This window comes from Marinobacter sp. ELB17 (assembly GCF_000169375.1).
Classification (GTDB): Bacteria; Pseudomonadota; Gammaproteobacteria; order Pseudomonadales; family Oleiphilaceae; genus Marinobacter.
This window is the reverse complement of sequence record NZ_AAXY01000001.1, coordinates 557,618-570,228: the sequence shown is the minus strand read 5'-3', so window position 1 is coordinate 570,228 and position 12,611 is coordinate 557,618. Positions and strand designations below refer to the sequence as shown.

The following is a 12,611-nucleotide window of genomic DNA, read 5'->3' as shown; positions in this document are numbered from 1 at the left end:
CCAAGCTAACAAGATGAGGACTGGGGACAGACTTCAGTCTGTCCCCACGAATGTCCCCTCAGTTGTCCCCTCAGTTGTCCCCACGCCATCAAACTATCAGGCAGAGAGGTCAGTCGGCTTTTCGCCTTCTTTCACTTCCTTCATAGACAGCTTAACGCGGCCACGGTTGTCGACATCCAGCACTTTAACCAGAACTTCCTGGCCTTCCTTCAGCTCGTCGGTCACGTTTTCAATGCGACGGTCAGAAATCTGAGAGATGTGTACCAGGCCATCTTTGCCCGGCAGAATGTTTACAAACGCGCCGAAGTCGACGATGCGCTCAACGCGACCCTGGTAGATAGCACCCACTTCGATTTCAGCGGTAATTTCCATGACCCGCTTAACCGCAGCCTGTGCCGCTTCCATGTTGTCGGCGTAGATTTTCACGTTGCCGTCATCGTCCAGATCAATAGACGCACCGGTTTCTTCACAGATAGAACGGATGGTAGAACCGCCCTTGCCGATCACGTCACGGATTTTCTCCGGGTTGATCTTGATGGTGGTGATGCTAGGCGCACGTGATGAAAGCTCGGTACGCGAAGCCGCAATCACCTTGTTCATCTCGCCAAGGATATGCTGGCGAGCGCCGTAGGCTTGCTCCAGGGCCAGTTCCATGATCTCGTCGGTGATGCCGTTGATCTTGATGTCCATCTGCAGCGCGGTGATACCTTCTTTGGTACCGGCTACTTTGAAGTCCATGTCGCCAAGGTGATCTTCATCGCCCAGGATGTCGGTCAGGATGGCGAACTTGTCACCTTCTTTAACCAGACCCATGGCAATACCGGCCACGGCAGACTTGATAGGCACACCTGCGTCCATCAGTGCCAGACTGGAACCACACACCGATGCCATAGAGCTGGAACCGTTGGATTCGGTGATTTCAGACACCGCACGAATAGTGTACGGGAACTCTTCAACCGTTGGCATTACGGCCAGAAGGCCACGCTTGGCCAGGCGTCCGTGACCAATTTCACGACGGCCGGGGCCCATCATACGGCCAGCTTCGCCAACGGAGTACGGAGGGAAGTTGTAATGGAACAGGAACGGGTCTTTGCTTTCGCCTTCCAGCGCGTCAATAATCTGCATGTCGCGCGACGTACCCAGCGTGGTGGTCACGATGGCCTGGGTTTCGCCACGGGTGAACAGCGCAGAGCCGTGAGCACCCGGCAGAATGCCCACTTCGATTTTGATCGGGCGCACGGTTTTGGTGTCGCGGCCGTCAATACGCGGCTTGCCGTCAATAACTTGCTGGCGAACAACGTGCTTTTCGGTTTTACCAAAGCATTTTTTGACGTCTTCAGCGGAGTGCTTGCCTTCTTCGTCACCGGCCAGTTTTGCAACGGCGGCGGCTTTGATCTCGCCGAGCCGCGCGTAACGGTCCATCTTATCGCGGATGCTGTAGGCCTCTGCGATAGCATCAGCGAAGTCAGCCTTGATCGCGCCCATCAGTTCGGCGTTTACGGCTTCAGCCTGCCATTCCCAGCGGGGCTTGCCAATTTCAGCGGCAAATTCTTTAATGCCGCTAACGGCAGTCTGCATTTCCTGGTGGGCAAACAGCACGGCGCCCAGCATTTGGTCTTCAGTCAGGCTTTGGGCTTGGGACTCCACCATCAGCACGGCGTCTTCGGTGCCGGCAACAATCATGTCCAGCAGCGAGGTTGAACGCTCTTCGTGAGTCGGGTTCAGGAAGTAGCCACGCTCGTTGGTAAAGCCAACGCGGGAAGCACCAATGGGGCCTTCAAATGGAATGCCAGAAATAGCCAGGGCCGCAGAAGCCGCCAGCATGGCAGCAATGTCCGGATCCTGAGTTTTGTTGGCGGACATAACGGTCAGCACAACCTGAACTTCGTTCATGAAGCCATTGGGAAACAGCGGACGAATCGGACGGTCGATCAGGCGTGACGTCAGCGTCTCTTTTTCGGTAGGACGCGCTTCACGCTTAAAGAATCCACCGGGAATTTTACCCACAGAGTAGGTTTTTTCGGTGTAGTTAACGGTCAGCGGAAAAAAGCCCTGACCGGGCTTGGCTTCTTTGGCACCTACAACGGTGCCCAGCACAGAAATATCGTCGATGGTTACGAGTACGGCACCGGTGGCCTGACGAGCAATACGGCCAGTTTCCAAAGTAACGGTTTTACCACCAAGTTCGAACGTTTTAGTTACGGGTTTAGGTTCCACAAAAAACTCCTGAATATCTTTCCGATTGATTCAGTTACTCACCCATGTGGGTAACTGCTGTTCTGCGCTACACAAAAAAACACAACCGGCGGTAGCGCTCTTGCAAGCACCACCGCCGGTTGGTCAGCCAGGGCAAATAACCATGCCCCAGCTCTCAGGCCGTCGAAACAGATTAGCGACGCAGAGCCAAACGCTTGATCAGCTCAAGATAACGATCAGCATTCTTGCCTTTCAGGTAATCCAGCAGCTTACGACGCTGGTTTACCATACGGATCAGACCGCGGCGCGAATGGTGGTCTTGCTTGTTGATCTTGAAGTGACCCTGCAGCTTGTTGATGTTAGCGCTAAGCAGTGCTACCTGAACTTCAGGAGAACCGGTATCGCTTTCAGCCTGCTGGTAATCTTTAACAATCTGAGCTTTCTCGTTGGCAGAAAGTGCCATAAACCACCTCAATATATTGCGATGCTTAAGAGTACAGCCGAACCGCGCATCTCTACAGCTTGGCTAAACGGCTCGCCTAGCGGCGGCCGTCGGTTTTAACCAAACGCTTGGGCACCAGCTGGGTGCCCTCACTGTCCGGGAATGCTTCTGCCAGCCCAACAAAGTCTTGATTGCCATAAACGCGCACGTAACCCTGTTCAAGCTGTGCTTCTATTCTAACTGCTTGGCCATTCAATATCGACACCAGCACCGGTCCACTCAGGCGGTGTTCGGGAAACATGCTGAGTGCCGCGTCTGGCGCTACCAGCAAGCCGTCCAGGCTTTCATCACGCTCGCGCATGGCTTCCATACCCGGTACGTCGTGGGCATCGGCCAATGTGAAGCCTGCGGCCAGGGTACGGCGCAGTGCAATCACATGGGCGCCACAACCAATGGCTTCACCGATATCTTCCACCAGTGAACGGATATAGGTGCCTTTTGTGCACTTAACCGCAATGTCCATTTCGTTATCGCGAAGAGCCAACAATTCCAAACTGTAAATAGTGACCGGGCGCGCTGGGCGCTCAATTTCAATGCCTTGACGAGCGTACTCGTACAACGGGCGGCCCTTGTGCTTGAGAGCCGAATACATAGAAGGCACCTGCTGGATATCGCCACGAAAGCGGTCCAACAGGGGCTCTAAAATGTCAGCGGTCAGGCCTTCCGGCACGGGCCGGGTTTCTACCACAGAGCCTTCGCTATCACCGGTTTCGGTGCGTTCGCCCAAGCGGGCGGTCGCAATGTAGGCTTTGTCGCTGTCTAGCATGGTCTGCGAAAACTTGGTCGCCTCGCCAAAGCACAGCGGTAATACACCGGTGGCCAGCGGATCTAAGGCTCCGGTGTGGCCGGCTTTGGCCGCCCCATACAACCGCTTCACCTGCTGCAAAATGCCATTGGAGGTTAAACCCTGAGGTTTGTCGATCACCAAAATACCATTAACATCGCGGCCTTTGTGTCTGCGGCTCAAACGTTGGACTCCGGATTGTTTTGACCATCAACAGGGCCATCGGCGGCACTGTTGTCAGCGCTATCGCCGTCATCACTTACCGCGGGCTGATCACCCACGGCTTTGCGAATCAGGCCATCCAGCCGGCGGCTGTAACCCTGCAGTTCATCAAAGTGAAAGCGCAGAAGAGGCACCACACGCAGCTTCATCGCACGGCCAACCTGGCCGCGCAAAAACCCGGATGCCTTGTTCAGTACCGCCAGAGATTCTTTCACCTCTGGCGACTCTGCGCCAAGCTCTTCAGTAGTCAGCAAGGACACGTAAATGTCGGCGTAACCCAGATCACGGCTTACCTTAACGGCATTGACCGTAATCATGCCCACCCGCGGGTCTTTAATTTCCCGCTGGATGAGCTGGGCCAGTTCTCGCTGCATCTGATCGCCAATGCGATCAATACGACTGAATTCTCTAGCCATGGGACCCCCTAGCCATTACGCCCCCGTGGATTCAAGCTTGCGCTCAACCCGAATACGATCGAATACTTCGATTTGGTCGCCCACTTTCACGTCGTAGCCTTTCACGCCAATACCGCATTCCATGCCGTTACGTACTTCTGGCACGTCGTCTTTGAAGCGGCGCAGGGATTCCAGCTCGCCTTCAAAGATCACCACGTTGTCACGCAGTACGCGAATCGGTTTGTTACGGTACACGTTGCCTTCAGTCACCATACAACCGGCCACCTGGCCAAACTTCGGCGAACGGAACACGTCGCGTACGTCGGCAATGCCGATGATGTCTTCGCGGAATTCCGGTGCCAGCATGCCAGTCAGAGCCGCTTTCACGTCGTCCAACAGGTTGTAGATAATGCTGTAGTAACGCAGATCCAGGCCTTCCTGCTCAACCAGGCGCTTAGCGGCGTTATCGGCGCGCACGTTAAAGCCAAAGATCACGGCACTGGTGGCCACGGCCAGGCTGATGTCGGTTTCGGCTATACCGCCAACACCAGAAGATACAATCTTCACCTGTACTTCTTCGTTGCCCAGATCCTGCAGCGAACGGGTAATGGCTTCCAGCGAACCACGAACGTCGGTTTTCAATACCACGTTCAGGGTTTTCACCTGGTCTTTGCCCATGTTCTCGAACAGGTTTTCCAGTTTGGCTGCCTGCTGACGCTGTAAACGCTGCTCGCGCTCACGAACGTGGCGGAACTCAGCCAGCTCTTTGGCCTTGCGCTCATCGGCTACAACGAAGAATTCGTCGCCAGCGTTGGGCGTGCCATTCAAGCCCAGAACCTCTACCGGAATAGAAGGGCCTGCATCTTTAACCTGCTTGCCAGCTTCGTCGGTCATTGCGCGCACTTTCCCGAAGAAAGAACCTGCAACAACCATATCGCCCTGGCGCAGAGTACCGTTCTGAACCAGTACGGTAGCCACTGAACCGCGGCCACGCTCAAGGCTGGATTCAACCACAACGCCTTGGGCGGGTGCAGACGGAGACGCCTGCAGCTCCAGAATTTCAGCTTGCAGCAATACTGCTTCCAGCAGATTGTCTACGCCGTCACCGGTCTTGGCAGAAATAGGCACGAACTGTACATCGCCGCCCCATTCTTCCGGAATCACGTTAATGGCAGACAACTCGTTTTTGACGCGATCCAGATCGGCATCTTCTTTGTCCATCTTGGTAATAGCTACCACGATGGGCACACCGGCAGCACGAGCGTGTTCAACCGCTTCTTTGGTCTGCGGCATAACGCCGTCGTCAGACGCCACCACCAAAATCACGATGTCGGTACACTGGGCGCCGCGAGCACGCATGGCGGTAAACGCCGCGTGGCCCGGGGTATCCAGGAAGGAAACCATGCCGTGGTCGGTTTTTACGTGGTACGCACCAATGTGCTGGGTAATACCGCCAGTCTCGCCAGACGCAACCTTGGTGCGGCGGATGTAATCCAGCAACGAGGTTTTACCATGATCAACGTGACCCATTACGCTCACAACCGGTGCGCGTTTAACTTGTTCCTGGCCTTCCTGGCTGCTGAATTCACTCAGCACAGCTTCTTCGAAGGCGTCGTCACTGATTGCTTTGGCGGTATGGCCCAGTTCGTTCACCACAAGGACTGCAGTTTCCTGCTCCAGGGGCTGATTAATAGTGGCCATTACGCCCATACCCATAAGGGTTTTGATCACGTCAGCGGATTTCACAGACATGAGATGGGCAAGATCGCCCACTGTGATCAATTCGGGAACTTCTACTTCTTTGACCATAGGTTTGGTCGGCCTCTCAAAGGCGTGTTGCTTCTCTTTGGGTTTCTTTTTCGAACGCAGCGGCTTGCGCAGCTTGGTGTCTTCGTCGTCCGAAGTAGCCCGTGGCGAATCCTGAGTGCGACTGCGAGGGCCACGGTGGCCTGCCGATTTCTTCTTCGGCTTGCCGTCATCGTTATCTGTATCGTCGCTACGTTCGCGAACTTTTTCCTTCTTTTTCTTCGGCTTGCGGTCTTTACCATCGCCTTCAGGCGGCGGTATCGGCATGTCTTCCGGCGCTATTACGGCCGGCTTTTCTGCCTTCGCGTCCACTGGCTCAGCCGCAACTTGCTCTGCCTTGGTTTCTGCAGCTTTGGTTTCAATCACAGCTTCAGTTGCTGCAACCGGTGCTTCAACCTTTGTGGTCGCTTCAACCGGAGTTACCGGCGTTTCCACTACGGCCTCTTCCGCTGATTCCAGCGGCGTTTCGGCGCGCTTGATGTAAGTGCGGTGCTTGCGAACCTCAACACTCACGGATTTGGCCTTGCCGGCCTTCAACGTGGTGGTTGTTTTGCGCTTCAAGGTGATTTTCTGAGGCTCGGCCTCACTGTCACCGTGGTTCTTGCGCAGATACGTCAGCAGCTGCTGTTTCTCGTCACTGGAAACCGCATCGTTCTCAGAACGCGCTTTCAAGCCTGCTTCCACAATCTGCTTCAGTAAACGATCCACGGGAGCGCCTACATCTTCGGCCAGTTGTTTTACCGTTACTTCCGCCATACTGGTCCTCCTCCCGGATTAGGCCTGGTCTTCAAACCAGGGGGCACGTGCTGTCATGATTAACTGACCTGCACGCTCTTCATTCATACCTTCAATTTCAAGCAAGTCACCAACCGACTGCTCCGCCAGATCTTCCATGGTGCGTATACCCATGCCTGCGAGCTTGAACGCCAAGCCGCGGTCTATGCCTTCCATTGCCAGCAAATCTTCAGCCGGCTCGGCACCATCCAACGCTTCTTCGTTGGCCAGAGCCTGATTCAATAATGCGTCTTTGGCACGCTTGCGCAGTTCGGTGACGGTTTCTTCGTCGAATCCCTCAATCGCCAGCATTTCCTCCATCGGAATGTAAGCTACTTCTTCAATTGAGCTAAAGCCTTCATCAATTAGCACGCCGGCGAATTCTTCGTCGATATCCAGATGCTTGGTAAAGTGCTCCAACAGGCGGCCCTGCTCTTGTTCCTGGCGCTCGCCAGCTTCCTCTTCGGTCATTACGTTCAGAGTCCAGCCGGTTAGCTCGGTGGCTAAGCGCACGTTCTGACCGTTACGGCCAATGGCCTGAGCCAGATTGTCCGCTGCAACCGCTACGTCCATCGTGTGACGGTCTTCGTCCATCACAATAGAGGCCACTTCGGCCGGCGCCATGGCGTTAATGACCAGTTGCGCGGGGTTGTCGTCCCACAGCACTATGTCAACACGCTCGCCATTCAGCTCGTTAGATACGGCCTGAACCCGAGAACCGCGCATGCCTACGCAAGCGCCTACCGGATCAATACGGCGATCGTTGGTTTTTACCGCAATTTTTGCGCGCGAGCCGGGGTCACGGGCAGCACCACGGATCTCGATCAGCTCTTCAGCAATTTCGGGCACTTCAATACGGAACAGCTCAATCAACATCTTCGAGTCAGAGCGGCTCAAAATCAGCTGCGGGCCGCGGTGGTCGGTGCGGATTTCCAGCAGCAAAGAACGAACCCTGTCGCCCATGCGGAAAGTTTCCCGTGCAATCAGGTGTTCGCGGGGCAGCAACGCTTCAGCGTTATTTCCCAAGTCAACAATCACGTTGTCGCGGGTCACTTTCTTTACTGTGCCGGAAACCAGCTCACCAACGCGACCGCGATAGCTGTCTACAATCTTGGTACGCTCGGCTTCCCGCACTTTTTGGAAGATGATCTGTTTAGCCGCCTGGGCGCCAATGCGGCCGAACGCGACCGAGTCGATCCGTTCTTCGTGCATGTCGCCAGGCTGCAAGTCAGGGCTGATGTCTTCAGCTTCCTGAAAGGTCAGCTCGGTGCCTAGCGCCGGAACGGCGTCATTATCCACCACCAGCCAGCGGCGAAAGGTATCGTATTCGCCGGTACGGCGATCAATCGAAACCCGGATATCGGCGTCTTCGTCATCGAAGCGTTTTTTGGCGGCGGTGGCCAGCGCCAATTCGATGGCTTCAAAAATCACGTCTTTCTCGACACCTTTTTCGTTCGAGACGGATTCGACCACCAGCAAGATCTCTTTACTCATTGAATTACCCTGCCTTCAAAATATTCTGTGCGTCCATTGAATGTACTCGTGGACATCGCTCAAATAAAATGTCACTCAAATAGCGTGCAACTTAAAGAACGCGTCACTCGAATACCGGAACGATGTTCGCCTTGTCGATACTGTCGAATGGCAACAGAAATTCGTGGTCATCTACCACCACAATCACATCGTCGCCTTCAATACCGTTCAGCAAACCCTGAAACTTGCGCCGACCTTCAAACGCCATACGCAAACGGATTTGCACTTTGTGCCCGACGAACGCCTGATACTGAGCCAATTCGAACAGCGGGCGATCCATTCCAGGCGATGACACCTCTAGCGTGTATTCGCTCTGTATGGGGTCTTCCACATCCATGACACTGCTGACCTGGCGACTGACTTTTTCACAATCTTCAATGCCGATGCCTTTTTCGACATCATCAATAAAAAGCCGCAACAATGATTCGTGGCCGCGAGCGCGGAATTCAATACCCCAGTATTCATAGCCGAGGCCTTCAACCACCGGCCGCAGAATGTCTTCCAACTGTTTGATCTTGGCTGACAAGTTACGCCATCTCCGTATTCAGAATTTGCTGACTACAAAAACAAAAAAAGGGCTGTGTATCAGCCCTTTTCATGCACCAGGACCTGATGCGCCAGGCCCCTTAGTCAAACAGCCCAAAATATAAAGGCTGTTTGTTGCAAGAACTCGCAAAAAGCACGATTAAACAGCGCTTGATGCTAGCAGACACTTTGCCTGCCGGACGCCAGCCAAACTTCGACTGCACCCAATCTGCGGCGGAGTATAGAGCCGCAGACCTCACTGGTCAAGGACTGACCAAAAAAACGGCCTGGAAAACCAGGCCATTTTTTCACTGCATATGGTGCCCAAGGCCGGACTCGAACCGGCACAGCTTTCGCCACCACCCCCTCAAGATGGCGTGTCTACCAGTTTCACCACTTGGGCAATTCGGTTACTCCAGGCCAGGCAGATCACTCTGCCCGCCGTCGGTTTCGCTGACGGGATCTGTAGCGGCAGGCGCGGATTCCTGAACCATCGGAATACCAGCTTCACCCGCTACTTCGGCACGCTGCTTGGCAAAAATCGCCAACGAGAAACTTGTTACAAAAAACGCAATGGCCAAAAAGGTCGTGAAGCGGGTCAAAAAGCTACCGCTACCCTGGCTGCCAAATACGGTCTGCGACGCTCCGCCACCAAAGGCTGCACCGGCGTCAGCGCCCTTGCCTTGCTGGATTAGAACCAGACCCACCAGGGCCACGGCAATAACCACGTGCAGGACAACGATCAAAGTTTCCATCAAATCCATAAAGACGCTCGCAAACCTTTAACAATGGGTATCTGCCGGCAGTGCCTGGCAGATACTGACAAAATCTGTTGCACTCAAAGATGCACCGCCGATCAATCCACCGTCTATATCCGGCTCAGCGAAAAGTGCGGCTGCATTATCCGCTTTTACGCTGCCGCCGTAAAGCAAAGAAATGGATTCGGCTGGAGCACCCATATTTGCCAGTACGCCACGAATGGCCTTATGCATGGCCTGGGCGTCTTCGCCGGTGGCTGTCTTGCCAGTGCCTATGGCCCAAATCGGCTCATAAGCAACTACAATCTGCCCCCATTGCTCTGGCGTCACTTTGCTCAAACCGTCACGCACTTGGGTAGCAACGGTTGCTTCGGCCTGCCCGGCTTCGCGTTGTTCCAGAGTCTCCCCCACGCACACAATGGCGTTCAAGCCTGCACTGAGCAGCTGCTCGGTTTTCACCGCCACCTGGACATCGGTTTCACCAAACAGCTGACGTCGCTCGGAGTGGCCCACCAGACCATAACGGCAACCGACATCGGCCGCCATAGGCGCGGAAAGCTCGCCGGTGTAGGCGCCCTGCGCTTTTTCACTGACATTTTGCACGCCCACTGCCATTGCGTTATCAGCAGCCTGAATCACCGCGGAAACATAGAGCGCGGGCGGGAAAACAACCGCTTCCATACCCAATTCGCGCACCTGCTGTGCAACCAGGCCAACCAACTCGTTGACCAGGCTTTGGGACCCGTTCATTTTCCAATTTCCGGCTACAATGCGACGACGCATAACACACCTTTATTCATTCGCAAGCGGCGGCGTGAGTCCGCCGAAAAGAGAGGCGAACTATACCCCACACCCCAAGGCCAAACAACTGCTTGCCGCCGACTCTGATCAGGCAATCGAGCTTTCCACCACCTTCGCTAATTGTCGGGCAATGCGTTCAATCACCTCAGCATCCTGGCCTTCTGTCATGACTCGAATCAGCGGCTCGGTGCCAGATGCCCGCAACAACACCCGGCCGTCGCCGCCGAGTTCGGCTTCGGCGCGACTTACGGCGGCCACAATATCTTCACGCTCAAGCGGATTGAAGCGCTTGGTCACTCGCACATTGATCATGGTCTGCGGCAGTTTGCTCATGCCCCGGCGAATTTCAGCCAGGGTTTTACCTGATTTCCAGATAGCGAGCATCACCTGAAGCGCCGACACAATGCCGTCGCCGGTGCTGGTACAGTCACGGATGACCATGTGACCGGAACCTTCGCCACCCAGCACCCAGCCCTTCGCCAACAGGCGCTCCATTACGTAGCGATCACCCACGTTGGCGCGCTCGAACTCAATCCCCAGCTCCTTCAAGGCCAGCTCAACGCCAAGATTGGTCATCAGGGTACCCACCACACCGCCTTTCAGGCGGCCTTCGGCATAGCGCTGTGAGGCAATCACATACAGCAGCTCATCGCCGTCTACTTCGGACCCGTCACGGTCGACCATAAGCACGCGGTCGCCGTCGCCATCAAAGGCTATCCCCAGATCAGCTTTTCTGTCTAGAACCGCCTGACTCAAACCTGCAAGGTGGGTGGAGCCCACATTGAGGTTAATATTAAGACCATCGGGTGCTGCACCAATCACCGATACGTTCGCTCCCAACTCACGAAACACTTTTGGCGCAACGTGATAGGTAGCTCCGTGAGCGCAGTCCAAAACAATGCTCATGCCTTCCAGAGAAAATTCATTGGGCACGGTACTTTTACAGAATTCTATGTAGCGGCCGGGGGCGTCATCAATGCGCGACGCTTTGCCGAGTTCTGCCGAATCACACACCGTCAGCGGTTGTTCCAGCCAGTGCTCGATTTCGGCTTCCAAGGCGTCATCCAGCTTGGTGCCATCTGCCGAGAAGAACTTGATACCGTTGTCGTAATGGGGATTGTGCGAAGCACTGATCACAATACCGGCCGAAGCGCGGAATGTGCGCGTAAGGTAGGCGATAGCCGGTGTTGGCATGGGGCCCAGCAGCTTTACGTCTACCCCGGCAGCAGCCAGGCCGGCCTCCAGCGCAGATTCAAACATGTAGCCGGACAGCCGGGTGTCTTTGCCGATCATCACGCTGTTGCGCTGGCCTTCGCGTTTAAACGCCTGGCCTGCAGCCCACCCCAAACGCAGCATGAACTCAGGAGTAATAGGGCCCTCACCGACGTGGCCGCGAATTCCATCGGTACCAAAATACTGCCTGCCTGACATTACACCGCTCCTTTGATCGCCGCCGCCATTTTAACGACATCTACCGTTTCCCGAACGTCATGCACACGCACAACACTCGCGCCTTTCATGGCACATATTGTCGCGGCAGCAAGGCTTGCCGGCAACCTTTCTTCCACATTGCGACCGGTAATAGCACCCAAAATAGATTTGCGCGACAGCCCCAACAACAGAGGGTACCCCAATACAGTAAATTGCTCTGCCCGCGCAAGCAGCTGCAAATTATGCTCCAGGCTTTTGCCAAAACCGACGCCCAGATCCAGCATGATTCTTGAAGAATCAATGCCGGCGCCCTGTGCCGCGAGTATTCGCTGTGCCAGAAACAAACTGACCTGTGCGCACACATCCTGATACTGCGGGTTGTTCTGCATGGTATCCGGCTCGCCCTGGCTGTGCATCAGGCACACCGGCAAACCGGTGTTTGCGGCAGCCTGCAAGGCGCCTTCACGGGTTAGTGCTCGCACGTCATTAATCAGCCCGGCACCCAGGGCCGCAGCTTGAGTCATCACCTGCGGCGAGCTGGTGTCTATGGAAATCACCACATCCAGTTCGCCGGCGATGGCCTCTACCACCGGGCACACCCGGTCCAGCTCTTGTTGCAGGCTGACAGGTTTGGCACCAGGGCGGGTCGATTCGCCGCCCACATCAATAAAACTGGCGCCGTCTTCAACCATTTGGCGGGCGTGGACCAGAGCCTGCTGCGGGCGATCAAACCGACCACCGTCGGAAAACGAATCAGGCGTTACATTCAGCACGCCCATTACGTGGCACTGAGTCATGTCCAGCGTGCGCCCGGCAAAATTCATCTTCATTCCAACCTCGGCAAATAATTTGGGGGTCTTACAATGAAAAACGCCGCCCTAGAG

The 12,611-nt window shown here is 55.2% G+C and carries 11 protein-coding genes and 1 tRNA gene; all 12 read right to left on the bottom strand.

The window, feature by feature from the left end:
* Positions 1-96: 96 nt before the first annotated feature.
* The gene (gene pnp / locus MELB17_RS02735) at positions 97-2,217 is read right to left on the bottom strand and encodes a polyribonucleotide nucleotidyltransferase (RefSeq protein ID WP_007348602.1); all 2,121 of its coding nucleotides are present in this window, start codon (positions 2,215-2,217) and stop codon (positions 97-99) included.
* A gap of 172 nt (positions 2,218-2,389) precedes the next feature.
* Positions 2,390-2,659 carry a 30S ribosomal protein S15 gene (rpsO, locus tag MELB17_RS02730; protein ID WP_007348601.1) on the bottom strand — a complete coding sequence of 90 codons (270 nt, stop codon included), beginning with the start codon at positions 2,657-2,659 and terminating at the stop codon, positions 2,390-2,392.
* Between the two features lie 76 nt (positions 2,660-2,735).
* Complete coding sequence (truB, locus tag MELB17_RS02725) at positions 2,736-3,665, bottom strand: tRNA pseudouridine(55) synthase TruB (RefSeq protein ID WP_007348600.1); 930 nt, start codon at positions 3,663-3,665, stop codon at positions 2,736-2,738.
* A complete protein-coding gene (gene rbfA, locus MELB17_RS02720) occupies positions 3,662-4,120 on the bottom strand; it encodes a 30S ribosome-binding factor RbfA (RefSeq protein ID WP_007348599.1) in 459 nt (152 codons plus the stop codon). Before rbfA ends, truB begins: the two co-directional genes overlap by 4 nt.
* A gap of 15 nt (positions 4,121-4,135) precedes the next feature.
* Positions 4,136-6,661: a translation initiation factor IF-2 gene (gene infB, locus MELB17_RS02715; RefSeq protein ID WP_007348598.1), complete on the bottom strand. Its 2,526-nt coding sequence runs from the start codon at positions 6,659-6,661 to the stop codon at positions 4,136-4,138.
* A gap of 18 nt (positions 6,662-6,679) precedes the next feature.
* The gene (gene nusA, locus MELB17_RS02710) at positions 6,680-8,173 is read right to left on the bottom strand and encodes a transcription termination factor NusA (RefSeq protein ID WP_007348597.1); all 1,494 of its coding nucleotides are present in this window, start codon (positions 8,171-8,173) and stop codon (positions 6,680-6,682) included.
* Between the two features lie 103 nt (positions 8,174-8,276).
* Positions 8,277-8,738: a ribosome maturation factor RimP gene (rimP, locus tag MELB17_RS02705; RefSeq protein WP_007348596.1), complete on the bottom strand. Its 462-nt coding sequence runs from the start codon at positions 8,736-8,738 to the stop codon at positions 8,277-8,279.
* 317 nt (positions 8,739-9,055) lie between these two features.
* Positions 9,056-9,140 (bottom strand) — tRNA-Leu (locus MELB17_RS02700).
* 7 nt (positions 9,141-9,147) lie between these two features.
* A complete protein-coding gene (gene secG, locus MELB17_RS02695) occupies positions 9,148-9,501 on the bottom strand; it encodes a preprotein translocase subunit SecG (protein WP_007348595.1) in 354 nt (117 codons plus the stop codon).
* 18 nt (positions 9,502-9,519) lie between these two features.
* Entirely contained in the window at positions 9,520-10,278 is a 759-nt protein-coding gene (gene tpiA, locus MELB17_RS02690) for a triose-phosphate isomerase (RefSeq protein WP_083796332.1), read from the bottom strand.
* Between the two features lie 105 nt (positions 10,279-10,383).
* Positions 10,384-11,727: a phosphoglucosamine mutase gene (gene glmM / locus MELB17_RS02685; RefSeq protein WP_007348593.1), complete on the bottom strand. Its 1,344-nt coding sequence runs from the start codon at positions 11,725-11,727 to the stop codon at positions 10,384-10,386.
* Positions 11,727-12,557 (bottom strand): dihydropteroate synthase, encoded by an 831-nt coding sequence (gene folP, locus MELB17_RS02680; protein ID WP_007348592.1) that lies wholly within the window; start codon positions 12,555-12,557, stop codon positions 11,727-11,729. Before folP ends, glmM begins: the two co-directional genes overlap by 1 nt.
* Positions 12,558-12,611: the final 54 nt, after the last annotated feature.

Excerpts from the sequence above, each read along its gene's own strand:
- folP (WP_007348592.1), bottom strand. The coding sequence starts at position 12,557 with ATGAAGATGAATTTTGCCGGGCGCACGCTGGACATGACTCAGTGCCAC.
- infB (WP_007348598.1), bottom strand. The coding sequence starts at position 6,661 with ATGGCGGAAGTAACGGTAAAACAACTGGCCGAAGATGTAGGCGCTCCC.
- rbfA (WP_007348599.1), bottom strand. The coding sequence starts at position 4,120 with ATGGCTAGAGAATTCAGTCGTATTGATCGCATTGGCGATCAGATGCAG.
- glmM (WP_007348593.1), bottom strand. The coding sequence starts at position 11,727 with ATGTCAGGCAGGCAGTATTTTGGTACCGATGGAATTCGCGGCCACGTC.
- tpiA (WP_083796332.1), bottom strand. The coding sequence starts at position 10,278 with ATGCGTCGTCGCATTGTAGCCGGAAATTGGAAAATGAACGGGTCCCAA.
- rpsO (WP_007348601.1), bottom strand. The coding sequence starts at position 2,659 with ATGGCACTTTCTGCCAACGAGAAAGCTCAGATTGTTAAAGATTACCAG.
- secG (WP_007348595.1), bottom strand. The coding sequence starts at position 9,501 with ATGGATTTGATGGAAACTTTGATCGTTGTCCTGCACGTGGTTATTGCC.
- nusA (WP_007348597.1), bottom strand. The coding sequence starts at position 8,173 with ATGAGTAAAGAGATCTTGCTGGTGGTCGAATCCGTCTCGAACGAAAAA.